Source organism: Pseudomonas sp. FP215, assembly GCF_030687795.1.
Classification (GTDB): domain Bacteria; phylum Pseudomonadota; class Gammaproteobacteria; order Pseudomonadales; family Pseudomonadaceae; genus Aquipseudomonas; species Aquipseudomonas salmasensis.
Genome location: NZ_CP117447.1, coordinates 3,817,099 through 3,841,123 on the forward strand (window position 1 = coordinate 3,817,099; position 24,025 = coordinate 3,841,123).

At 61.9% G+C, this 24,025-nt stretch carries 20 protein-coding genes; 16 read left to right on the forward strand and 4 right to left on the reverse strand.

All coding sequences use genetic code 11. From position 1 onward, the window contains the following. Positions 1-145 precede the first annotated feature (145 nt). The 3 genes from PSH76_RS17075 to PSH76_RS17085 are packed head-to-tail and all read left to right on the forward strand — an operon-like array spanning position 146 to position 3,664. The gene (locus tag PSH76_RS17075) at positions 146-946 is read left to right on the forward strand and encodes a glucose 1-dehydrogenase (RefSeq protein ID WP_278918427.1); all 801 of its coding nucleotides are present in this window, start codon (positions 146-148) and stop codon (positions 944-946) included. After that, a complete protein-coding gene (locus PSH76_RS17080) occupies positions 939-2,765 on the forward strand; it encodes a glycoside hydrolase family 15 protein (RefSeq protein WP_305492642.1) in 1,827 nt (608 codons plus the stop codon). Before PSH76_RS17075 ends, PSH76_RS17080 begins: the two co-directional genes overlap by 8 nt. Further along, positions 2,753-3,664, forward strand: a complete 912-nt coding sequence (locus PSH76_RS17085) for an alpha/beta fold hydrolase (protein ID WP_305492643.1) — start codon at positions 2,753-2,755, stop codon at positions 3,662-3,664. The genes PSH76_RS17080 and PSH76_RS17085 overlap by 13 nt, the downstream gene beginning before the upstream one ends. On the opposite strand, the gene PSH76_RS17090 is transcribed toward PSH76_RS17085, so the two are convergent. Then, complete coding sequence (locus tag PSH76_RS17090; RefSeq protein WP_305492644.1) at positions 3,650-4,618, reverse strand: GlxA family transcriptional regulator; 969 nt, start codon at positions 4,616-4,618, stop codon at positions 3,650-3,652. The genes PSH76_RS17085 and PSH76_RS17090 overlap by 15 nt on opposite strands. Positions 4,619-4,706: 88 nt before the next feature. On the opposite strand from PSH76_RS17090, the gene inhA reads away from it, so the two are divergent. Continuing rightward, positions 4,707-5,387 carry an isonitrile hydratase gene (gene inhA, locus PSH76_RS17095; protein WP_305492645.1) on the forward strand — a complete coding sequence of 227 codons (681 nt, stop codon included), beginning with the start codon at positions 4,707-4,709 and terminating at the stop codon, positions 5,385-5,387. A 74-nt stretch (positions 5,388-5,461) separates the two neighbouring features. Here inhA and PSH76_RS17100 read toward each other — a convergent pair whose 3' ends face one another. Continuing rightward, entirely contained in the window at positions 5,462-5,716 is a 255-nt protein-coding gene (locus PSH76_RS17100; RefSeq protein ID WP_098952109.1) for a DUF6124 family protein, read from the reverse strand. 1,053 nt (positions 5,717-6,769) lie between these two features. Continuing rightward, positions 6,770-7,399, reverse strand: coding sequence for a LysE family translocator (locus PSH76_RS17105; RefSeq protein WP_305492646.1), 630 nt, complete (start codon positions 7,397-7,399; stop codon positions 6,770-6,772). A gap of 724 nt (positions 7,400-8,123) precedes the next feature. Here PSH76_RS17105 and PSH76_RS17110 point away from each other — a divergent pair. The 12 genes from PSH76_RS17110 to PSH76_RS17165 all read left to right on the forward strand — a co-directional run bounded on the left by PSH76_RS17110 (position 8,124) and on the right by PSH76_RS17165 (position 23,294). Next, complete coding sequence (locus PSH76_RS17110) at positions 8,124-9,563, forward strand: undecaprenyl-phosphate glucose phosphotransferase (protein ID WP_032892520.1); 1,440 nt, start codon at positions 8,124-8,126, stop codon at positions 9,561-9,563. Beyond that, positions 9,563-11,023 (forward strand): mannose-1-phosphate guanylyltransferase/mannose-6-phosphate isomerase, encoded by a 1,461-nt coding sequence (locus tag PSH76_RS17115; RefSeq protein ID WP_032892521.1) that lies wholly within the window; start codon positions 9,563-9,565, stop codon positions 11,021-11,023. The genes PSH76_RS17110 and PSH76_RS17115 overlap by 1 nt, the downstream gene beginning before the upstream one ends. Continuing rightward, on the forward strand, positions 11,023-11,934 hold the full coding sequence (locus tag PSH76_RS17120; RefSeq protein ID WP_278917833.1) for a glycosyltransferase family 2 protein: 912 nt from the start codon (positions 11,023-11,025) through the stop codon (positions 11,932-11,934). Before PSH76_RS17115 ends, PSH76_RS17120 begins: the two co-directional genes overlap by 1 nt. Before the next feature lie 6 nt (positions 11,935-11,940). Then, complete coding sequence (locus PSH76_RS17125) at positions 11,941-12,768, forward strand: polysaccharide biosynthesis/export family protein (RefSeq protein WP_044273576.1); 828 nt, start codon at positions 11,941-11,943, stop codon at positions 12,766-12,768. 70 nt (positions 12,769-12,838) lie between these two features. Next, complete coding sequence (locus PSH76_RS17130; protein ID WP_278917835.1) at positions 12,839-14,818, forward strand: exopolysaccharide transport family protein; 1,980 nt, start codon at positions 12,839-12,841, stop codon at positions 14,816-14,818. Then, positions 14,818-15,999, forward strand: a complete 1,182-nt coding sequence (locus PSH76_RS17135; RefSeq protein ID WP_305492647.1) for a glycosyltransferase — start codon at positions 14,818-14,820, stop codon at positions 15,997-15,999. The genes PSH76_RS17130 and PSH76_RS17135 overlap by 1 nt, the downstream gene beginning before the upstream one ends. Next, the gene (locus PSH76_RS17140) at positions 15,996-17,336 is read left to right on the forward strand and encodes a beta-galactosidase (RefSeq protein WP_305492648.1); all 1,341 of its coding nucleotides are present in this window, start codon (positions 15,996-15,998) and stop codon (positions 17,334-17,336) included. The genes PSH76_RS17135 and PSH76_RS17140 overlap by 4 nt, the downstream gene beginning before the upstream one ends. A 22-nt stretch (positions 17,337-17,358) precedes the next feature. Continuing rightward, the gene (locus PSH76_RS17145; protein ID WP_305492649.1) at positions 17,359-18,573 is read left to right on the forward strand and encodes a glycosyltransferase family 4 protein; all 1,215 of its coding nucleotides are present in this window, start codon (positions 17,359-17,361) and stop codon (positions 18,571-18,573) included. Next, the gene (locus PSH76_RS17150) at positions 18,564-19,667 is read left to right on the forward strand and encodes a glycosyltransferase family 1 protein (protein ID WP_305492650.1); all 1,104 of its coding nucleotides are present in this window, start codon (positions 18,564-18,566) and stop codon (positions 19,665-19,667) included. Before PSH76_RS17145 ends, PSH76_RS17150 begins: the two co-directional genes overlap by 10 nt. After that, positions 19,667-21,070: an O-antigen ligase gene (locus PSH76_RS17155; protein ID WP_305492651.1), complete on the forward strand. Its 1,404-nt coding sequence runs from the start codon at positions 19,667-19,669 to the stop codon at positions 21,068-21,070. The genes PSH76_RS17150 and PSH76_RS17155 overlap by 1 nt, the downstream gene beginning before the upstream one ends. After that, complete coding sequence (locus PSH76_RS17160; RefSeq protein WP_305492652.1) at positions 21,067-21,888, forward strand: acyltransferase; 822 nt, start codon at positions 21,067-21,069, stop codon at positions 21,886-21,888. The genes PSH76_RS17155 and PSH76_RS17160 overlap by 4 nt, the downstream gene beginning before the upstream one ends. Beyond that, positions 21,888-23,294, forward strand: a complete 1,407-nt coding sequence (locus tag PSH76_RS17165) for a lipid II flippase MurJ (RefSeq protein ID WP_305492653.1) — start codon at positions 21,888-21,890, stop codon at positions 23,292-23,294. The genes PSH76_RS17160 and PSH76_RS17165 overlap by 1 nt, the downstream gene beginning before the upstream one ends. Positions 23,295-23,331: 37 nt before the next feature. Here the strand turns inward: PSH76_RS17165 and PSH76_RS17170 are convergent, their stop codons facing one another. After that, positions 23,332-23,910, reverse strand: coding sequence for a DUF4174 domain-containing protein (locus PSH76_RS17170; RefSeq protein ID WP_032892532.1), 579 nt, complete (start codon positions 23,908-23,910; stop codon positions 23,332-23,334). Positions 23,911-24,025 lie beyond the last annotated feature (115 nt).

The following is a 24,025-nucleotide window of genomic DNA, read 5'->3' on the forward strand; positions in this document are numbered from 1 at the left end:
CCATCGCTTCCTGTATTGCCCTTTGTTTTCAGCATCATACGATAAGTCGCGCGTTTACTCGCGCTGGGCGTAAACGCCTGGGGGTGAACTTCCGCTCCCCGCCGCCAGTCAGCAAGAAGGACTCTCATAAAACGGTGGGTGGGCGATGCAGATTTCCTTGCAGCAACAAGTGGCCCTGGTCACCGGGGCCAGTTCCGGCATTGGCGCGGGTGCGGCCAAAGCCCTGGCCGCAGCAGGCGCGGCGGTGGTGCTTAACTACAACTCCCAGGCGGCACCGGCTGAGGCCCTCGCCGCGCAGATCAATGCCAACGGCGGCCAGGCGCTGGCGATTGGCGGCGATGTGTCCAAGGAAGCCGATGTCGAACGCCTGTTCGCGCAAACCCTCGACGCCTTCGGCCATCTGGATATTCTGGTGGCCAATTCCGGCCTGCAAAAAGACGCCAACCTGGTGGATATGAGCCTTGAGGATTGGAACACGGTGATTGGCGTCAACCTCACCGGGCAATTCCTGTGCGCGCGGGCGGCGGTGCGTATCTTCAATCGACAAGGTATTCGCGAAGGTGTGTCACGGGCCGCCGGCAAAATCATCCATATGAGTTCGGTGCATCAAATCATCCCCTGGGCCGGGCATGTGAATTACGCGGCGTCCAAGGGCGGCGTGGAGATGCTGATGCGCACGCTCGCCCAGGAAGTCAGCGAGCAACGCATCCGTATCAACGGCATCGCACCGGGGGCCATTCGTACGGCGATCAACCGTGCGGCCACCGAAGGCGCGGCAGAACAAGAGCTGCTTAAATTGATTCCTTATGGTCGTGTCGGTGACGTCGAAGACGTGGCTAATGCCGTGGTGTGGCTGGCCAGCGATGCTTCTGATTATGTGGTTGGCAGCACCTTGTTCATTGATGGCGGTATGAGCCTCTACCCGGAGTTCCGTGGCAATGGTTGATTTCAAGAACGAACCTCAAAGCGCCATTGGTGCCCACGGGATTATCGGCGACATGCGCAGCGCGGCACTGGTGAATGACCGCGGCAGCATCGACTTCTTCTGCTGGCCGGAATTCGACAGCCCATCGGTGTTTTGCGCATTGCTCGACACGCCCGAGGCCGGCACGTTCCAACTTACCCCGGACCTGCCCAACGCCCGCCGCGAGCAGATCTACCTGCCCGATACCAACGTGCTGCAGACCCGCTGGCTGAGTGATGAAGCGGTGGTGGAGATCACCGACCTGCTGAACGTCAGCGAAAACGTCGACGAACTGCCGTTGCTGATCAGGCGGGTACGGGTGGTCAGTGGCAAGTCGACTATCCACCTGAGCTGCGCCGTGCGCCATGACTATGCCAGGGCCGCCACCGAGGCGAAGGCCGAGGCTGCCAGCGTGGTGTTCACCGCCAGCGGCCAGCCCGGCCTGCGCCTGATCGGCAGCCAGCCGCTGACTCTTCAAGACAACACCGCCCTCGCCACCTTTACCCTCGCCCAGGATGAAGGTGCCGAATTTGTCCTCGGCGGCCAGGACGATGCGCGCGTCACCAACGACTGTACCGACCTCTACCTGGAGCGCACCTTGAAGTTCTGGCGCGGTTGGATCAGCCAGTCCAACTACCGCGGGCGTTGGCGCGAGATGGTCAACCGCTCGGCCCTCGCGCTGAAACTGCTGACCTCGCGCAAACACGGCGCCATCATTGCCGCGGCCACGTTCGGGCTGCCGGAAACGCCCGGCGGCGAACGCAACTGGGACTACCGCTATACCTGGATCCGCGATGCCTCGTTCACCGTCTATGCGTTTATGCGCCTGGGTTTCGTCGAGGAGGCCAACGCCTACATGCGCTGGCTCAGGGGCCGGGTCAGCGACTGCTGCGGCCAGCCGACCAAGATCAACATCCTGTACGGCATCGACGGCCGCCAGGAACTGCCGGAAACCACCCTCGACCACTTGAGCGGCCACGGCGGCGCCCAACCGGTGCGGGTGGGCAATGAGGCGTTCGATCAGATCCAGCTGGATATCTATGGCGAACTGATGGACGCGGTTTACCTGGTGAACAAATACGGCGAAGCCATCTCCCACCAAGGTTGGAAACACACGGTGGAAGTGGTCGACCAGGTGTGTGAGATCTGGAACCACAAAGACGTAGGCATCTGGGAAATGCGCGGTGAGCAGCATCACTTCCTGCACTCACGCCTGATGTGCTGGGTGGCCCTGGACCGCGCCATCCGCCTGGCCTCCAAACGTTCACTACCAGCGCCGTTCGCACGCTGGGACCAGACACGCCAGGCGATCTACGCCGACATCTGGACGAACTTCTGGAACGAAGAACGCGGGCATTTTGTGCAGCATATCGGCAGCACCGCCCTCGACGGTTCCATGCTGTTGATGCCACTGGTGCGCTTTGTCGCCGCCACGGACCCGCGCTGGCTGTCGACACTGGAAGCGATCCAGAAAAGCCTGGTGCGCGACGGCATGGTCTACCGCTATCGCAATGACGACAGCCAGATCGATGGGCTGCAAGGCGTCGAAGGCGCGTTTGCCGCCTGCTCGTTCTGGTATGTCGAATGCCTGGCGCGCGCCGGGCAAGTGGAAAAAGCCCACCTGGAGTTCGAACAGTTGCTGCGTTACGCCAACCCGCTGGGGTTGTACGCCGAAGAGTTCGACAGCCAGGCCCGGCACCTGGGCAACACGCCCCAGGCCTTGAGCCATTTGGCGTTGATCAGCGCGGCAACATTCCTGGACCGCAAGCTCAGCGGGGAGAAGACCGTATGGCAACCGTGACCACCCCACCCGCATTGCTGTATGTGCGCACCACCCTGCTTGATGTGGCTTACGAAACCCACGGCCCCGTCGAGGGCGAACCGGTGATCCTGTTGCATGGCTTCCCCTACGATCCTCGGGGTTACGACGACATCGCGCCGGTGCTGGCTGAACGTGGTTATCGGGTATTGGTCCCGTACTTACGCGGCTATGGCCCGACACGGTTTATCAACACGCAAGTGATGCGCTCCGGCCAACAGGCGGCGCTGGCCAAGGACTTGCTCGACTTCATGGATGCCTTGTCGATCCCGCAAGCCACCCTCGTAGGCTTCGACTGGGGTGGGCGCGCCGCCTGTATTGTCGCGGCACTGTGGCCGCAGCGGGTACGCGGCCTGGTGACCGGCGATGGCTACAACATTCAGGCCATCAGCCAGTCGCTCAAACCCAGGGCACCTGAGACAGAGCACCGGCTCTGGTATCAGTACTACTTTCACACCCAGCGCGGGGTCGATGGCTTGACGGCCAACCGGCGTGAACTCTGCCAATTGCTCTGGACGCTGTGGTCGCCGTCCTGGGCTGAAGGGCCAAGCCGCTACGCGCTGACTGCGCCGTCGTTTGATAACCCGGATTTTGTCGAGGTGGTGATTCATTCCTATCGCCATCGCTTCATGTATGCGCCAGGTGATCCCGCGCTGGAATACATCGAGCAGGCGCTGGTGCCACAACCGCCGATATCAGTGCCGAGTATTTCGTTGTGCGGGGCCGACGACGGTGTGGGCCCGCCGCCGCTTGTGGATGACGATGTGGAGCACTTCAGCGGCTTTTATCGCCGCCAGGTGTTGCCCGGTGTTGGGCATAATGTTTTCCAGGAAGCGCCCCAGGTCACGCTTGAAGCACTGCAGGAACTACTGGAGCGGTGAAAAACGCTCCCGATACGCCTGAGGCGTCACCGACAAAGCCCTTAGAAAGCTGCGGCGCAAGGTCTCTTCACAGCCAAAACCGCATTGCATGGCGATACGTTTGATGGAGGTTGTGCTGTCTGCCAGTTGCCGGCGTGCGTTTTCGACGCGAATCAGTTCCACGGCCCGCGCCGGGGTTTGGCCGGTCTCGGTGCGGTAGTGACGCACAAAGCTGCGCTCGCTCATGCCAGCCTGGGCCGCCAGGGTGGCGATGCTCAACTCCAGCGTCAGGTTATCGGCGATCCAGGCATGCAGCTCGGCAAAGCGGCTGTCGCTCTTTTGCAGGGATAACGTCACGCTGAATTGCGACTGACCGCCAGGGCGCTTGAGGAACACCACCAAGTGGCGCGCCACTTCCAGGGCAATCGCACGCCCCAGGTCCTCCTCTACCAAAGCCAGACACAGGTCGATCCCAGCGGTCACACCGGCAGACGTCCACATTGCGCCTTGCTGGATGAAAATCGGATTGGCCTCCACCGTGAGTGCGGGGAACTTGCGCGCCAGTTCTTCACAGCGTGTCCAGTGCGTGGCCACGCGGCAACCATCGAGCAAGCCACTGGCCGCCAGCAGAAAAGCTCCGGTGCACACCGAAGCCATGCGCCGTGTGTGCCGGGATTTATCGCGCACCCATTGCACCAGCGCCGGGTCCTCGGCAACACCGTACACGCCCCAACCACCGGCGATCACCAGGGTGTCGCAGGGCTGCTCAATGGCGGGCAACGCCTCGGCCAGCAGCGCCAGGCCGGCCGACGTCATCACCGGCCCAGCCTGAGTAGCAATGACGTTGACCGCATAGGGCAATGACAAACCACGCTGGCGCGCCAGATCGTTAGCCGATGCGAACACCTGTAGAGGCCCGGTCACATCGAGCACCTGGACATTCTCAAACGCGAGTACATGAATAATTTTTGGCATGATTGGCGAGATTAGTGGGTTCAATGGCGTATTCGCCAAAGCCTAGGCTTCTACAGTAAGGACGTCCATTCCTTTCGGAGCTTGAATCATGACCTTGCAGATCGGCTTTCTATTGTTCCCCGGCATCCAGCAACTGGACCTTACCGGCCCCTATGATGTCCTCGGTTCGCTGCCAGACTTGAAACTGCACCTGGTGTGGAAAGACCTCGCGCCGATCACCTCCAGCACTGGCCTGGTGTTCACGCCGACCATGACCTACGCCGACTGCCCGAACCTGGATGTGCTCTGCGTACCCGGCGGCGCCGGTGTGGGCCCGTTGATGGAAGACCCGCAAACCCTGGACTTCCTCAAGGCACAGGCACAGACCGCACGCTACATGACCTCGGTGTGCACCGGTTCATTGGTACTGGGCGCGGCAGGGTTACTGCGCGGTCGCAAGGCCACCACCCACTGGGCCTACCACGACCTGCTCGCCCCGCTCGGTGCCATCCCCGTGCAGGAGCGTGTAGTGCGTGACGGCAACCTGTTTACCGGCGGCGGGATCACCGCCGGCATCGACTTTGCCCTGACCCTGGCCGCGGAGCTGTACAGCGAAGCGGCAGCGCAACTGGTGCAACTGCAAATCGAATACGCGCCAGCCCCACCGTTTGACTCCGGCCGCCCGGAAACGGCGCCCCGGCATGTGCTGGAGGAGGCTAACAAGCGCACGGAAGAGTCACGCAGAGTGCGCGGGGAGATTGTGGCGCGGGCGGCTGCGCGGTTGGGGTGAATGTTCATCCGTGGCGAGGGAGCTTGCTCCCTCGCCACAGTACAGCAATGCTTCTTAACTGACGGGCATCGCCGTTACTGCGCTCGCGTCTCGCCGCCTCCCTCTACTACCCGATCAACCAGCAACTGAACACCCTCCACCATTCGGCAAATCCCCAGCACCACACTGCGCTGCGAACCCTCAACCTCAAAGGCCAGGTGCGCCGCTATCGCATTGATGGATTCCAGATCCTGAGAGGCATTGACCAACAGGGTTTCGGTGTCGAGGTTGGGATGGAGGGTGAAGAGCAGGTTGGAATCTGAAGGAGGATTGGGGCTGTCTTTGATCATGGTGTAGTTCCTGAGAGTAATGGACTACCACCGAGTTTTTCTCACGAACTGAAGGTGGCAGCTGTACGCGGAGTGAGAAAACCAAGACCCCAGGAGCTTGGCCACGCCGAAGCGTGCCCGCGCACAGCCGCCATAACAGCAAGCCGAAAAGCGCGTGCACTGTATACGGTGAGCGCTTTTGCGCCAATGGAGTAGTTCGGATTTCTCACGTCCGGTCGCTGAATTGGCAGCGACTGGGCAAGACTAGTGATGACCATTCCTAGCAGCAACCTTAAAGGGTTGTGGGAAAAAGCCGGCTTCAGCGCCTGGACGCAAGGTGAGTCCTAGGCTGCTGTACGAAACTTCTTTTGATTCTTTCGGTACTAAACGGCTGTCCGGTTGTAGCCGACAGTAACCACGATGCGAAGCGAGTCGCTCTTGATCTTGATCTGCTTTTGAACTTGATCTTAAGCGCCCCGTTAAACCACGCTGGCCGGAATTCGACAGGGATTTGGGGGGTAAACCGGCAGGGATGCCGGTTTAGCCGCCCCGCGCCATGGATGGCGCGTGGCGGCGGCGCCCCAAATCACTGGCGGATTACGGGCACACCGAGCCCCAGCGAGGTGCCGAGTGGTGGGGCAAGAGCGCTTTGCTTACTTTCGCGCTTTTCGAAAGTGAGCCGCCGTCAGGGCGGAACCCTAAGTGGCCGTTACCGCAGCAATGGATATGTACACAATCCACCCGTGTTGACTGCCAGGCCGCCTTCGCGAGCAAGCCCGCTCCCACATTTGGATCGCGGGGTGTCAGGTAGAAAAGCATCGCCTGTCAGGCCACCATCGCAGGCAAGCCAGCTCCCACAATTGGATCGTTGGGTGTCAGGTAGAGAAGCATCGCCTGTCAGGCCGTCATCGCAGGCAAGCCAGCTCCCACAGTTGGATCGCGGGGTGTCAGGTAGAGAAGCATCGCCTGTCAGGCCGCCATCGCAGGCAAGCCAGCTCCCACAATTGGATTTTGGGGTGTCCGGTAGATGAGCATCGGCTGTCGGGCCCCCGCCACAAAGAAGCCTGCGTGGCTTCAGGCAGGACGCGACATCACCGCCAAACGCACAGCCAACGCCATCAGCACCGCCGCCAAGCCCCACTTCTGCAGCCAGGCGCTTTTTGTGCGCTTGGCGAAAAAGCGACTGAGCGCCCCGCCAAACAGGCCCAACAGCACATGAAACACGCTCGCGATCAGCGTCAGCACGCCGCCCAGCACCAGCAATTGCAAGGCGATAGGCCCCGCCTCGGGCCGCACAAACTGTGGCAGGAACACCATGAAAAACAACAACGCCTTGGGGTTGAGCAAACTGTTGAACATGGCCTGCAAAAACACTCGGCCCAACGCCACCCGGCCGACGTGAGCGGCGCCCAGGCTGGGGCGTTTTTGCAAGGTTTTGAAGACCAGCCACAGCAGGTAGATCACGCCCGCATAACGGATCAGGTCGAATGCCGGCGGCCAACTGGCGACCACCGCCGTCACCCCCATGGCGGTCAATGCCGTCAGCAACAGGTCGGCCACGCCGATGCCCAGGGCCGAAGCAACACCGCCGCGCCAGCCATGGGTGACACCCTGGCTGATGACAAACGCCATGTTCGGCCCCGGTGACAGCAGCAATAGCAACACAGCGCCGGAAAAAACACCGAGTGTGACGAGGCTGATCATGGTTGAACCGTCCGCTGGGAAAAACCCAGATTAATCGGCGCTGGCAGACCCTACAAAAAATTGTGCTGGATACATTGCTCACGCAGCGAACCCAGTGATTGCTGAAGACGCGGTCTCCAACACCCACTTGCCCCGACATAGGCTCAGGGTGTGGGGCGACTATCAGCTGGACGGTAGCGCTCAACGGGGAACCGCGTAACCTGACGCTGAGCCTCAAAGGCAAGCACCGCACCCCCTCCTGTAGGAGCGAGCTTGCTCGCGAAAAACTCACAGACGCCGCGTGTACCCAGGAAGCACGCGTTATCGTTGACGTCTTTCGCGAGCAAGAACTAGGCGTCCCCCTCGCTCCTACAAAAAAGCCTCGTCCCCCTGCAAAAGCTTTTCTTCGCTGGCAGGCAAATCCCTAGGTTTGTTCCTACACTCCAAAAAGCCATCATCGATTCTCGATTATTCTGAAATACCCAGCCGCCACGTCAACAAACCGTCATATCATGGAGACCTTGAGAGGATCATCGAAGAAAACGGACAAAAAGCCAAATCATTGACACAAACCCTCAAAGGAGCCACTATTTAGCCATCACCCAGTAAATGCCTGCGTCTAGACAGCCATTACGGATTACCCAGCAACAGAAGTCGTTCGATTTGCACCACTTGTAATGCATACCTGCCTTATGGATGAGCAAACGAATAGGAACGTTCTGGTGGTGTATTGAGGATCTGATGTATGCGCGGTAAATCGTCCGTTGATAGCCTGTTTTTGACTCGTACCGGTTTCGTTGAGTTTTTTGTCGTTTTCGTAAAACTGCTTCACGGGCTGACCGCAATCTCGCCGGCGATCATCCTGTTGTTCTACCCGGACCCGGTCGCAGAACACATGCGCACTCACTATCTGGGCCTGCTGGCGTTCTTTGCGATCCTGACCATTATCTTGTTCCAGGCCCTGGGGGTTTACTCCGACGACCTGTTCAGCAATCGCCTGCGTTTTCGCGTGATGCTGGTGGCCTGGGTCTCGGCGTTTTGCATCCTGTTGTTCATGTACCAGATCCTGCTCCTGTTCCCGCAGTTGAGCCCTCGCAACCTGATGTTCTGGTTTTCCGCGAGCCTGGTGCTGTTTGGCGTGGAGCGCATACTGATGCTGCGCCTGTACCGCCATTTGATGGACAACGGCAAGTTCCTCCAGCGCACCGTGATCCTGGGCTTTACCGACACGGCCGTGCATGTGGCTGAACACCTGTCGCGCAACAGTGACATCCGCTCCGGCCTGATCGGTTTTATCGACGACCGTACCGAGCGCATTCCCAAGGAGTTGAGCCGCTTGCCGTTGTTGGGCAATACCCGCGACCTGGAAAAGCTGATCCGCTCCGAACAGGTCAACCAGGTGATGATCACCCTGCCCTGGGCCGCCGAGCAGCGCATCAACGGGTTGGTCAAGCGCCTGCGGCAGATGTCGGTGAACGTCATGCTGGTGCCGGACATGGCCGCCCTGCGCTACGGCCATAACCGCATCACCGATGTGGGCGGCATCCTGATGTTCAACACCTCGCAGTTGCCGCTGCGAGGCTGGTCGCCGTTTATCAAGCGTTGCGAAGACCTGCTGCTGGCCAGTATCGGCCTGTTGCTGCTGTCGCCGGTGATGCTGGTGACCGCCATCGCGATCAAACTCGATTCCAAGGGCCCGGTACTGTTTCGCCAGAAGCGCTATGGCTACAACGACAACCTGATCCGCGTGTTCAAGTTCCGCTCGATGTACGTCGAGCAGACCGACCTCAACGCCGAGCACCAGACCACGCGCCAGGACCCGCGCATCACTCGGGTCGGCAGGATCATCCGCAAGACCAGCATCGATGAGCTGCCCCAACTGTTCAACGTGCTGCTGGGCAATATGTCGATGGTCGGCCCACGCCCCCACGCCACGGCCACCAAGGCTGCAGGGATTCCTTTCGAGGAAGCGGTCAGCGAATACAGTTCGCGCCATCGGGTCAAGCCTGGCATCACAGGTTGGGCGCAGATCAATGGTTACCGCGGCGAGACCGACACGCTGTTCAAGATTCAGAAGCGGGTCGAATACGACCTGGAATACATCGCCAAATGGTCCGTATGGCTGGACCTCTACATCGTTTTCATGACGGTCCCGGCCGTTCTTTCCACCAAGGAAGTCTATTGATGAACCCACTTAACGGATTGATTCCCTGCATCATCTCCGGTGGTTCGGGTACGCGGCTATGGCCGGTTTCGCGGCAGAACATGCCCAAGCCCTTCATGCGCATGCGCGACGACCAGAGCCTGTTGCAGAAAACCTTCCTGCGGGCCAGTCACTTGCCGGGCGTCGACAGCATCCTGACCGTGACCAACCGCGACCTGCTGTTTCGCACCCTGGACGACTACCGCGCGGTGAACACCCAGCGCCTGGGCCTCGACCTGCTGCTGGAGCCGTTTGGCCGCAACACCGCCGCCGCCATCGCCGTGGCCGCCTTGCATGTGCAGGAGCATTTTGGCGCAGACGCGCAGTTGCTGGTGATGCCGGCCGATCACCTGGTGCTGGATGAAAGCGCCTTTGCCCAGGCGGTGGAAAAAGCCCGCGCCTTGGCCGAGGCCGGTTACCTGGTGACCTTTGGCATCCAGCCTGACCGAGCAGAAACCGGCTTTGGCTATATCGAACAAGGGCCGGCACTGGGCGCAGGTTTTCGGGTGCAGCGCTTTGTCGAAAAACCCGACCAGGCTACCGCCCAAGGCTACTTGGACGGCGGCAAGCACCTGTGGAATGCCGGCATGTTCTGCTTCAAGGCCGCCACCCTGCTGGAAGAATTGGCCAGCCATGCACCGGCAGTTTTAGAGGCGGCCAAGGCTGCGCTGGAGCACAGCCAGAGCCTGCAAAACAGCAGCAGCCGCCAGCGCGAGCTGAGCCCGGAAGGTTTCGGCACCGCGCCGGATATCTCCATCGATGTAGCGCTGATGGAAAAATCCGCCCAAGTTGCGGTCGTGCCCTGCGACATTGGCTGGAGCGATATCGGCTCCTGGGAAGCCCTGCGCCAACTCACGCCCAGTGACGACAATGGCAACCAGATCAATGGCGAGGCGATCCTGCACGACGTGCATAACTGCTACATCGACTCGCCCAAGCGGGTACTCGGTGCGGTGGGCGTGCGCGACCTGATCATCGTCGATACCCCCGATGCCCTGCTGATCGCCGACGCCCATCGCAGCCAGGACGTGCGCTATATCGTTGCCGAACTCAAGCGCCAGAATCACCCGGCGTTCAGCCTGCATCGCACCGTCACCCGGCCCTGGGGCACCTACACAGTGCTGGAAGAAAGCACGCGGTTCAAGATCAAGCGCATCGTGGTCAAGCCCAAAGGTTCGCTGTCCCTGCAAATGCACCATCACCGCAGCGAGCATTGGGTGGTGGTCAGCGGCGCGGCGATGATCACCAATGGTGAGCGCGAAATCCTGCTCAACATGAACGAGTCCACCTACATTCCCGCCGGGCACAAGCACCGCCTGACCAACCCCGGCATCATCGACCTGGTGATGATCGAGGTGCAGAGCGGTGAGTACCTGGGTGAAGACGACATCGTGCGCTATGACGACATCTACGGCCGCGCGCCGGTTGAAGTGAAGCCCTGATGCGTACGTCATTGATCATCCCCACCCGCAACGCGGCCAGCCACCTGGACCGCCTGTTGCCAGCGCTGCGCCTGCAGACCTTGCAGCCGGACGAAATGCTGGTGGTCGACAGCGCATCGAGCGATGACACCGTGGCGCGCTTTCGCGAATTTGGCGCGCGCGTGGAGGTGATTGACGCCCGTGATTTCAACCACGGCGGTACCCGGCGCTGGGCCAGCGAGCAGGTGGGCGGCGACGCCTTGATCGTCATGACCCAGGACGCGATCCCCGCCAGCGCCGAGACCTTCGCCAACCTGATCAGCGAGCTGCAACTGGAGCCGCTCAATGGCGTCGCCTACGGCCGGCAACTGCCGCACCCCGGTGCCGGCGTGCTCGGCGCGCAGTCGCGGCACTTCAATTACCCGGCGGCCAGCCGCACCAAGCGCCTGGACGATGCAGCGCAACTGGGCATCAAGACCTGCTTCAGCTCCGACTCGTTTTCGGTGTACCGGCGCAGCGCCCTGAGCGCGGTGGGCGGTTTTCCTCAGGACGTGATTGGCAGTGAAGACGCCTATGTGGCCGCGCGCATGCTGCTGGCCGGTTACCAGGTGCGCTATGCCGCGAGTGCGCAGGTTTATCACTCCCACGATTACCGCTTGCTGGAAGAGTTTCGCCGCTACTTCGACATCGGTGTGTTTTACGGCCGCGAGCCGTGGATTCGCCAGGCGTTTGGCGACGCCGGCGGCGAAGGCAAACGTTATGTGCTGGCCGAACTGCACGCATTGCGCGAGGCCAACGCGCTGTACCGCGCCCCCGAAGTGGTGGTGCGCAGTGCCTTTAAATTGCTGGGCTATCGCCTGGGCCACCTTGAACGCCACCTGCCCAACGCGCTTAAACGGCGCCTGGGCATGTTTTCCACCTACTGGACTTGAGCCGTCATGAAGACTATCAACCGACGTTTCCGTCTTACCCTGCTCGGCCTCTTGAGTGCCTCAATCTGGCTGGCTGGTTGTTCGACCCCCGCGCGGGTGCCGCTTCCTGATAACGACACGCTCAAGGCCGGCCATCAAGCGGCGCTGACCCTGGCCGACCTGCCGCCCCCGCAGGTGTTGATACAGAGCGGCGACTCGCTGCGGATCGTGCGTGATGCCCAGGAGCCGGCGGCGGCCGATGACATGACGATATTTGTGGTGCGCCCTGACGGCGTGATCTCGGTGCCCAACATTGGCCGAGTCAAGGCGGCCTTGCGCACGCCCGAAGACCTGGGCAAGGAGATCACCGAGAAGTACAAGCGCATCTACCGCGAACCGGCGGTGACGGTGAACATCGCCAGCGCACCGAGCAACAAGGTGTTTATCGGCGGTGCGGTGTCCAACCCGGCGTTTTTCGACCTGGCCGGCAACGTCAGCGTCGAGCAGGCGCTGCTCAGCTCCGGTGGTGTATTGCCCTCGGCGGATGCCTCCAACGTAGCCTTGCTGCGCACTGGCCCCGATGGCAAGTACAGGACGTACTTCATCAGCCTGGAGAGCATGCTGACCAACCCCAATCACCCGCGGGTGGCGTTGCAGCGCGGCGATTTGATCTTTGTGCCGCAGTCGGGCATCGGCGCGACGGTGGAGGCTGTGGATATGTATTTCACCAAGCTGTTTCCGATCAACAAAGGGATTGGTATTGGCTTGAATTACGACCTGAACAAGAGCGACGTGAAAAACAGCGGCAACACCATCTACAACAACCCAACCATCAACGCAGGCCAAGGATTATGAAGCGGGCTTCGTATCACTCGAACCAAGCGTTCCCGCCTTTCGTAAACCCCATATGCAATGGAGTGATCCTGTGATCGAAATCCGCTCTCTTCGCGACCTGCTGCGGCTGTTTTTCATCTACCGCCGCGAATTCAAACTGGCCGTGCTCACCACGATCGTCATCGCCGTGCTCGGTGCCTTCCTGCTGCCGGCTCGCTACGAGTCGGACGCGCGCTTGCTGGTCAAGCCGGGGCGGGATAACACCACCTTGCCGATCGAGGCCGCCAACCGCCAGACACTGATTGCCCCGAGCACCCAGCACGACCCGATTGTCGACGAAGAAAAAATGCTCACGGGCCGGCCCATCGTGCATATCGTCGCCGAGCGCTATATGGCAATGACCGCCGAGCCGCCGCAAGGCTTCTGGAAGGTCACCAAGTTCTACATCAAAAAGGGCGTGGGCGAAGTCATCAATGGCATTCGTAGTGTGCTGCAGTTCGTCGGCCTTGCCGAGAAACAAAGCCCGCTGGAACGCCTGGCGACCTCACTGGAGAAGAACTTTACCGCCGGCCACGAGCCGGGTTCTTCGGTGATCGAGATTTCCTTCACCTGGGACGACCCGGCGGTGGCGCAAAAAATCGTCGAGACCTGGGTCAACGCCTACCTTGAAGAACGCGCGCGAATTCTCGGGCGCAAGAGCCTGCACACCTTCTATGAAACCGAACGCGCCAAGGTGGCGGAGAATATCCAGAGCCTGAAGGACCAGTTGCAAGGCCGCTTGAAGCAGATCGACTCGATCAGTGTCGATGCGCGCCTGAAGAACCTGACCAACCAGATCGACCGCGTCACCGACGCCAAGGTCAGCGCCCAGAACCAGATCTCGGGGATTCGCAGCCTGCTGGCCAACGCCAGCCAGCAAATCAAGAGCCAGCCGGCAGACGTGGTCACGATGCGCGAAACCAGCCTCAACCCCACCCAACTCGACCTCAAGCGCCAGCTCAATGCGCTGCAAGTGGAGCGGGCTCGGCTGTTGCGCACCTACCTGCCGGGCACGCCGCAGGTCAATCAGATCGAGCAGAACATCCGCGACATGGAAGCCCTCAGCGCCCAGGAAGCCACCCGCCTGGAACGCTCACAGAACACCGCGCCCAACAGCCTGGTGATCAACGTCAAACAGCAAATGATCGACGCCCAGTTGCAAGAGCGCAAACTGGCCGGGGAAATCGAGAACTACGACAAGACCCTTACCGAATTGCGCGCCCAGCGTGACCAGGCGATGACCGATGAACCGCAACTCAACACCCTGAGCCAACAACTGCGCACCGCCGAAAAAAGCTATGCCTTGTACTCGGACAATCTTGAACAGGCGCGAATCGACCACGAACTGGACAACAGCCAGATCAGCAACATCGCCCTGATCGAACACGCCACCCTCAACCCGGCACGTGTGTTTCCCAAGAGCCTGCTGATGCTGTTGTTCGCTATTCCCGCTGGCGTGGCCGTGGGCTTGCTGACCATCTATGTGCTGTACCTGCTGGACCAGCGCATTCACGATGGCACACGCTTGCAGGAGATGTTCCACGTGCCGCTGTGGAGCAGCATTCCCGATGTGCAAGACGCAACGCCGGCAGCCGTCACCGCCAGCCTTTATCGCTTGTACAGCCTGTTGCCCCTGGATCGCATTGCCACCCAAGGTTTTGCCCTGGGCCTGACCTCGGCGCGCCATGGCGAGGGTGTGACCTTTATCGCCTCGCAACTCAAGCGTCTGCTGGAGGAACGTGGTCACCGCGTCTCGGTCGATGGGGCGAACGCACCAACGCCGGGTGAAGTGTTACTGCTGGACGCCTCGGCGCTGTCCTCCAACCCGCAGGCGTTCCTGACGCTGCGCCGCGCTGACCAGATTGTGCTGGTGATCGAAGCCCGCACCAGCACCGTCCCGACGATCGAAAATGCCGTGTCGTTGCTGACCACCGCGTTCGGCAAAGTCGACGGCATGATCCTCAACCGTCGACGCTTCGAAGTGCCGGCCAAGGTGCTGGCGCGACTCAATAGCTGGCGTGGGGCGGCCTGATGCGTATCGCATTGCTGGCGCCGCTGCCACCGGAGCAGACCGGGATCGCCGATTACGCCGCGCATTTGCGCAACGCGTTGATCGAACAGGGCCTGGAGGTGGTGACCCCACTCGCCGGCTGCCTGGAGCTGCCTGAACAGTTGAAGCGCCTGCAGGCCTTTGACTGGCGCAGCGTGGACCTGGTGCATGCAGAACTGGGGGGTGGACGCTTCGGTGAGTTCCAGGCGCTGGAGTACTTGCGCCGGGCGCAACCGCACCTGCCGTTGACCGCCACGGTGCATGACCCGGAGCGCCTGATCTGGCGCCGGGCCAAGCTGTTTTTCCCTTTGACCCTGCTTGAACGCCTGCCCCACCCGCTGCCCCAGGCGGCGGCGCTGCTGGCCGACCCGTTGACCTTGCACGAAGAGCGGCGCCTGGCCAAAGGCATGCGTCGCCTGATCACCCTCACCCGCTTGGGCGGCGACTGCCTGCGCCAGCGCATGGGCCTGCGCCCGCAACAGGTGGCGGTGATTGCCCATGGCAACCTGCCCATCGCGCCCCAGGCGTTGCCGCCACTGGCGCCGTTGCGCCTGCTGTATTTCGGCTTTATCTACCGTGGCAAGGGCATTGAGGACTTGCTGCTGGCCCTGGCCCAATCACTGGCCGCCCACCCGCAATGCCGAGGCCAGGTACGCCTGACCCTGGCCGGTGGCACCGCGCCGGAAATGACCTTTGACCCCGCCGGCAACTACCTCGACGGCCTGCGCGAGCAGATCAGCGCCCTGCATCTTGAGGATGTGGTGGACTGGCAACTGGACCTGCCCTCGGCGCAGATCCCTTCTACGATCCAGGCACACCATGTGATGGTGCTGCCCTATCGCGAATCGAAAAAACTCAGCTTCCTGGGGCAGATGCGTGGCACCAGTGGCGCGCTGTCGTGGGCCAATGCCTGCGGGCGCGGGGTGATCACCTCCAACGCCCGCGCCTTTGCCGAAGAGGTGGCCGGCGGCAATGGCATCACCTATCAGCAGGGCGATACAGCGTCCTTGAGCAACGCCTTGAGCCGCTTGATCCTCGACCCGCAACAGGCGCAGCAATGGGCCGCACGGGCAGGAGAAATCGGGCACCAACGCCAGTGGGCCAACACGGCCCAGCGGTTTGCTGAATTATTTCGGGATGCTTGTGAGGAGCCGTTGCGATGAACCTGTCATCCGTTCGCCCACTGTGGCGCTACTTGCCGCTGGCGCTGTCAATCGCCGTCGGTAGCGCCCTGCTGTTGAGTGAAAAAGTCGATGCGCAGCCGGTGAACCTGGCCCCGGAGCGCACCGTAGTCTGGAAGGACTTTCTCGGCGTGAACGCCCACTTTCTGTGGTTCACGCCCGAGCAGTACCGTAAGCAGATCCACCAATATAAGAAGCTTGGATTGCAATGGGTGCGGGTCGACCTGCACTGGGATCGCCTGGAACCCAAGGAAGACGATTATCAGCTCGCTACCTTCGATGAACTGGACCGCACCCTGACCGCCGAAAAACTGCGTTCGGTGTTTTACCTGGTGGGGTCGGCACCCTTTATCACCACCGCCCCCAAGGGCGTGCCGTTCCAGGACCAGTATCAACCGAGGGACGCCAATATCTATGCCATGCGCCTGGCCGTCCTGGCCAAGCGTTATCCGAATATCGATGCCTGGCAGGTGTGGAATGAACAGAACCTGCCGAACAACTGGCGCCCCAAAGTCAACGCCAAGGAATACGCGCAGTTGTTATTGGCCAGTCACAAGGCCTTGAACATTGCAGCGCCGGACAAACTGCAGGTCATGGGTGGCATGGCGTATTACAGCCAGATGCCGCCCCGCGGCAAAACCCTGATGTTTGAAGCGCTCGGCGCGCTGGGGGTGCAAAGCCTGGGCATGGTCGCGGCTTATCACCCCTATTCGATGACCCCGGAAACCGATGAGCCGGGCAAGAACGAAGTGCTGTTGCGCGGCGATCAACTCAATTCAATGCTGCACGGTGCCGGGATCAAGCAGGTCTGGGCCACTGAATGGGGCTGGTCCAGCTATTCCGGCCCCAAGGAGATGCAGGACCTGATCGGTGTCGACGGGCAAGCCGATTACACCTTGCGCCGCCTGGCGTTGATGGCGTCCCAGGACTACCAGAAGATCTTCCTGTTCGCGCTGTCCGACCTCGACCAACGCGCCTCACCACGTGACCAGCATTACGGCCTGTTGAACCTCGATGGCGAACCCAAGCCGGTGTACACCGCCCTCGCCCGCTTCCTGGAGATCACCGGCCCCACGCTTAAACCCGGCAACACGCCGCAGTTGCAGGATGTACCGGACAGCTTCTACAGCGTGGCCTGGACCCGCCCTGACGGAAAAAACCTGCTGATGTATTGGAGCGCCAAAGGCAGCAGCATCAGCCTGCCCGGCATCAAAAACGCGGAACTGCTGGACCCGCTGACCGGCGCCCGGCAAACCCTGAGCGACGACAACGGTATTCGCCCAGCGGTGAAGCCGAGTTTGCAGATATTGGTGTGGTAGCCCCGGGCATGGAGAGCTGTACATGAGAATCCTCTGGATTGTGCCCTACCTGCCGTGGCCGACCACCAGCGGCGGCAAGACGCGGCAGTACCATTTGCTGCGCACCTTGAGTGAGCGCGGGCATCGCATCACGCTGCTGGCGCAATCGAAAACGCTAGCCGATGACGCGGTGCACGCGGCCCTTGAGCCGCTGCTCGAGCGCCTGATCGTGGTACCGCGCCGGCCACTGAAACACCCGCTGACCCTGCTCGCAGGCTTGTTCGCGCCCTGGCCGCTGTTGACCACAGTCAACGGCCTGTCGGCACCGTTGCAGGCCCAGTTTGCGCAGCTGTTGAACGAGCGCTGGGACGTGATTCAGGTAGAACACAGCTACAGCCTGCAACCGTTTTTGCGCACCTTGCAGCAGCAACGGCGCGAGTTTGTGCTGACCGAGCACAACCTGGAATCGAGCCTCGGCGGCGCCACTTACGACCGCTTCCCCAAGTGGGCCGCGCCATTTGTGCAGTACGATCAGTGGCGCTGCCGGCAATGGGAACGCAAGGCGTTCGATGCCGCCGCTCATGTGGTCGCGGTGACCGAGGCGGACGCTCAGGCCATGCGGCCATTGTCGTCGACGCCGGTGAGCGTGGTGGTCAATGGGGTCGACAGCCGCGCCTTCGCCGAGGTCAACGCCGATGCACGGAGCCAGCGCCTGTTGTTCGTCGGCAACTACGAGTACGCACCGAACCTGGACGCTGTGCAGTGGCTGCTCGAAGAGATCTTCCCCAGGCTCTGGTTGCAGTGCCCGAACGCACGCCTGGCGGTGGTCGGCTATGGCTTACCCGAACACTGGCGCGAGCGTTGGCCCGATGAACGTATCGAGTGGCTCGGGTTTGTTCCCGACCTGTGCGCCTTGCAACGCCGCTGCGCCGGTTTTGTCGCCCCGTTGCGCCATGGCGGCGGCTCCAAGCTCAAGGTGTTGGAGGCGATGGCCGCCGGCTTGCCGCTGGTGAGCACGGCCCAGGGCGTTTCCGGGTTGGCGGTACAGCCGCAGGTGCATTACCTGGCCGGCGAAAACGCCGAGGCCCTGGCCGACGCCGTTGTGCGCCTGCTGGATGAACCGGCGCTGGCCGGGCGACTGGCCGATGCCGCACGCGACTATGCGCGGCAATATCACGACTGGGCAGTGGCGGGTAATGAACTGGAGCACCTCTACCACAGCTTGCTCACCGCCAAGGAGTCTCAGCCATGCGCGTAGCCCTGGATTATCGCCCCGCCACGGTTGCGCCGTCTTCGGGCATCGCCCGCCAGGTCGTGGCCCTGGAAGACGCCCTGCGCGCGCGGGGCAACACCGAGGTGGTGCTGTTCAGTGAGGCGCCCCTGGAGCATCCGCAACGCCAGACGGCGGTTTGCCCGGCCTGGGCCAGCCCGCTGGACGGCCTGCAACGCCCACAAGTGCGCCTGCGGTTCGAGCGCGGCTTCTTGCCCAAGGCGCTGCACGAGCAGCAGATCGACCTGTACATCGCCACGGCCAATATGGGCTTGCCGCTGTGTCGCAAACCCGCCGGCACCCGCTATGTGCTGGTGCTGCATGACCTGTTTCAGCTCACCCACCGCAACTTCCATCGCTCCAAGCTCAAGGCCCTGGCCTACCGCCTGATCGACGGGGCCTCGATTGCCTGGTCGGTATGGCAGGCTGATCGGGTGTGGTGCCCTTCGCAGTTTTCCTGCAATGAGGCCGCGCGCCTGTTCCCCTGGGCCCGGGCCAAGTTCCGCGTGCTGAACAACCTGGTACCCGAACTGAATGCAGCGCCAGAACCGCTGCCCGCCAACCTGCCGGCGCGTTACTGGCTGGTGGTGGGCACGCGGGAGCCGCGCAAGAACATGGCGTTCTTCTTGCGCCAATGGCAGGCCTGCCGTGCGCTGAACCCTGATGTGCCGGACATGGTATTGGTGGGCCACGCCAGCGATGTACCTGCGGCACTTGGTGACCTGCCGGGCCTGCATTGGTGCAGCGGTTTATCGGACGGCCAACTGCAAGCGCTTTACCGTCATGCCGCGTGCCTGTGGCAGCCGTCCTATGCCGAGGGCTTTGGCTTGCCGGTGGTGGAAGCCTTGAGTGTCGGCACGCCGGTAGCGGTGGCACGCGGCAGCGCCCTGGATGAAATCGCGCCACCCGACGCCCCGCGCTTCGCCCCCCATGACGCCGAGCAACTGCACAAGGTCATGCAACAACTGGCAGCCGCCGAGGCCACGCAAGACGGCGAAACACACCGCGCCTGGGCCCGGCAATTTGCCGAACCGGCTTATCGCGCGCGCCTGGACACTTTGCTCAAGGAATTGGATCGCTAATGCTGCCAGGAAAATTCGTCAGTCTGCTGCTGGGCCTGGTGTTCGGCGGGTTGCTGTTGGCCCTGTCGCCGATCAAGGTCATGTTGGTGGTGGCCGGTGTGGCCGTAGCCTTGACCCTGATCCGCTTTCCCCTGTGGGGTTTGCTGATTTTCGCGGTACTGGCCACCAGTATTCCCTACACCACCTTGCAACTGGGCATCCGCACCACCGTCAGCGAGGCGGTACTGGGGCTGACCTGGGTCGGGGTGTTCTGGCAATCGTTCATCGGCAAGACCCGTGGTTTCATGCTGTGGCGGCCGACCGAGCGGGCGCTGATGTGGCTGATGCTGTTCAGCACCATTCCGTTTATCTGGGGCATGCTGATCATCCATGCCGAAGGCAACGGGCCGGTGAACTGGGTGCGCTGGCTGATGAACCTGTCGATGTTGTTTATCGTGCCGCTGCTGCTGCGCACCGACGCCGACCGCGACAAGGTAGTGGTCGCCCTGTTGCTGGGTAACCTAGCGATGCTGTTGCTGTCGATCTTCATGTTCCTCAAAACACGCAATGCGATGTCGATGATCGATATTCTCACCGACCTCAAATACGCCCACCCGGAAGCGGTGAAGGATATTTTCTCCGCCAACTACACGCGCATGGCCTCGCCCTGGGTGCACCCCAACCTGACCGGCGGCGTGCTGGTGCTGTTTATTCCGCTGGCGCTGTTTTATGGCTGGACCCGCAGCGGCTGGCGTCGGGCCCTGGGCCTGGCGGTGGCGGTGCTGGGGTGTGCCGGCCTGCTGCTGAGTATTTCCCGTGGCGCCATCGTGGCCCTGGCGCTGGTGTTGATCTGGCTGGCCTACAAGCGCGTGCCGAACAGCGGGCGCATCATCGGTATCGGGGCGGCGTTCGCCGTTGCGCTGGTGATGTTCTATCCGCCGTTGCAGGAGCGCTTGCTGACCATCTTCTCGACCACCAACGCCAGTACCGAAATCCGCTTTGACGAGTACGCCAGGTTCCCCACCGCCATGGCGACCTTCCCCCTGGGGATCGGCTTCAAGATCGACCCGCCCGTGCCCGGCTCCAATCTGTTGGGGATCTCCAACCTGTGGCTGAACTTTATCTACAAGGTCGGCATTCCAGGGATGCTGCTGTTTATCACCGTCACCCTGTTGTGGTGGCGCGAAGTGCGGCCCCTGGGCCAGGTGCGCAAAGTCACCGCCGACAATGCCCTGTGGCTGGGGTGCATCTGCGGCGTACTGGCGGCGCTGCTGACGGGGATTTTCGACCACTACTTCAGCTTCACCTTTGTACTGATCGCGCTGTTCTGGCTGTTGATGGGCATGAGCCTGCAACAGGTGCGCCTGCGCCCTTCCATTACCGCCCCTGTTGCTGCTACTGCGCCAAAGGATAACCAACCATGAAGCACCGGATGATTCACTCCACCGACTTGCGCGACCGCCTCCCCGCGCTGGCCGCTGAAATAGGCGTGAGCCTGCCAGACCTGGAAGAGGCGCTGGACTGGTGCCTGGCCCACGACGTGGTATTTGAAGAAGGCGAAGGCGACAACAAGCGCTTCTGGATCAGCTCCATCGACCTGGAAACCGCGATTGAGCACCCGGTGGCGCGCCGCCTGTTCCACCGGATGAAACAGGACCTTGCGGCCCAGCTACTGCCGCGTTACGGCAAAAACTGGGCAACCGTCAAAGACCGATGGCGCAGTGTCTGGGACATGGCCTACAACATCTTGATCAACAAGATCCCCAGCCACCACGTGCGCATCGCCTGGCTGCGCCTGGGTGGCGCGAAGATCGGCAAGGGCTCCAGCGTGTGGCGTAACACCGAAGTGCTGGGCATGCACAATCTGGTGGTCGGCGACGATTCGGTCATCGGTTGGCATTGCCAGGTGGACGCCCGCGCCGGGCTGGTGATCGGCAACCATGTGGCGATTGCCTCCCACGTGCTGATCATCGCCGGCAGTCATGATTTGCAGGCGCCGGAGTTCTGGTCGATTTCCGGGCCGATCTACATCGACGACTATGTGTGGATCGGCAGCCGAGCGTTGATCGGCTACGGCACGCACCTGGGCCATGGTTCAGTGATCAGCGCCAATACCGTGGTGGCCAAGGCAGTGGCCCCCTACAAAATCATTGGCGGCAGCGGCGCCAAAATCATGGGCGAACGTTGCCATGACCTGAACTACAAGGTGGGTGGCAAAGGCCTGTTCACCCTGTTTCACTGATGTTCGGCAGCACGCTCTGGCTGACCCTGGCGACGCTCGCCGGGCTGGTGGCCGGTTTTGCCCGCGAATGGCTGCTGGTGGCGGCCTGGGGTGCGGGCAGTCGCAGCGACGGGTTTCTGGTGGCGGTGTTTTTGCCCGAAGCATTGCGCATGACCCTGGCCGCCGGCTTGCTCGCAGCGGCTGCCCTGCCCCTCTATCAGCAACGCGACCCACAGCGCCAGCAAGCCTGGCTGGCCAGCCTGTCCCCTCGCCTGCTGGGCGTGGGCCTGGCCCTGTTTGCCCTACTGGCGCTGGGCGCGCCGCTGTGGGTGCGCCTGATCGGCCCCGGCCTGGACGCCGCGGCCCATGCCCAAGCCGCCGCCAACCTGCGCTGGCTGGCCGCCTGTGCGCCAGGCTTGGTGATGCATGGGCTGTTCAGTATTCCCTTGCAGGCACGCCAACGTTTTGTCCTGCCGGGCCTGGGCTCTTTACTGTTCAATCTGCCACCGGTGCTGTACCTGTTTATCCGTGGCAGCGCCAGCGACAGCGCCGAACTGGCTATGTGTTTTTTTGCGGGTAGTGTGTTGATGTGCCTGCCGTTGCTGGCGCCGGTCTGGTCCTTCGGCTGGCGGCCGTGGCAGGTCAGCGGCGACCCGCTGGCAGGCCGCGAATTGCTGGGGCGCATCGGCCCATTGTTGGCCAGCAACGTGGCCAGCCAAGGCCTGGCGCTACTGGAGCGGTTGATCGCCAGTTTCCTGGGGGACGGCGCTGTGACGTGGGTCAACCTCGCGCGCAAGCTGATCAACCTGCCACTGATTGCCTTGATGAGCCTTAACCAAGTGCTGCTGGGCATGATGAGCGGCGAGCAAGGCCAACAGCGCCTGGCGCTGCTGCGCCGCGGCCTGGATGCAGCGACCCTGCTGAGCCTGCCTGCGGCCTTCGGCCTGATTGGCGCCAGCCCTACGCTGATTCATCTGCTGATGCCCGCCCAGAGCGCCGACGGCCCACTGCCGGCGCTGCTGGCCTGGTTCGCCACGCCGCTGGTGTTTGGCGCCTGGAACGCCATGCTCGCGCGCTACGCCTACGCCAGCGGTGACACGCGCCTGCCGCTCAATTGCGAACTGCTGGGCAGCCTGGTCAACGCCGCCTTGTTGGTGGTGCTGCCCTATTGTTTCGGGCTGCCGGGGATCGCCCTGGCGGCGTTGGGTGGCGTGGTGGTGACCAACCTGTTGCTGATGCACCGCCAGCAACTGCTCGGCCAACTGGGCTGGCCGTTGCAGTGGGGCTTGAGCGGGGTGCTGTTGGGTGTGGCGGCGCTGGCCCTGCACCCCTTGCACAACGATGGGTGGCAGTTGGGGTTGAGCAGCCTGGCCGGCGCGCTGGTGTTGCTGGGGTTGGGGCTTTGGCTCAAGCCGTGGAAGGCCTGAGGCCGGATCCCACCAGAGCGGTGGGATGGGGACCCGTTCAATCCTCCAGTGGCTTGGGGGCTTTACTGCCGGGCTTGGCGGGTTTGCTGCCCTTGGCCGGAGCCGCTGGCGCGGCTGGAACAGGCTCTGGCTCCGCAGGTGCGGCAAGCTCCTTTTCCGCCTGAGGCATCTGGTCGATGGCGCTGAAGAATTCCTTCAGGTCGAGGCTGTCTGGGGGTACGGTTTTTTCGAGTTTCTTCTCGCCGTCCTTGCCGATCAGGATCACCTTGGTGCCGCTGCCGACGCCGAGTTTGAGGGCGCGGATCAGCGCGTTGGTTTCTGGCGGCGTGAGCTTTTTACTGTCCTTTGGGTCCTTGGCGAACTTCTCCCCTTCGGCGCCGATACTGCCGAACTTGACGGTGTAGAACACCATGCTGCGCTCTTCGAAGGACTGCTTGGTGGCAGCCTCTTCCAGTTGTTTCTTCAGGGTTGCCAGTGTCGGGTTTCCAGCATCAAGCTCTACGACCACCAGGGGGCGCGTCTTGCCCAATTCCTGCTTGAGCGGATTATCATCAGCGGCCAACAACGGCCCCGTAAAAGCCATCAAGGTAGCCAGGGTCAGCGACCGGATGAGCATGCGCACCTCCTTTGAATTCCATGCAGGGTTCTTGAGTTTCATGTCTGCGACAGCCAAATTCAAGGATGATTCCTACACCACTTTGAGAAGCGTAGGTCAGGAAGCCCGCTACGCA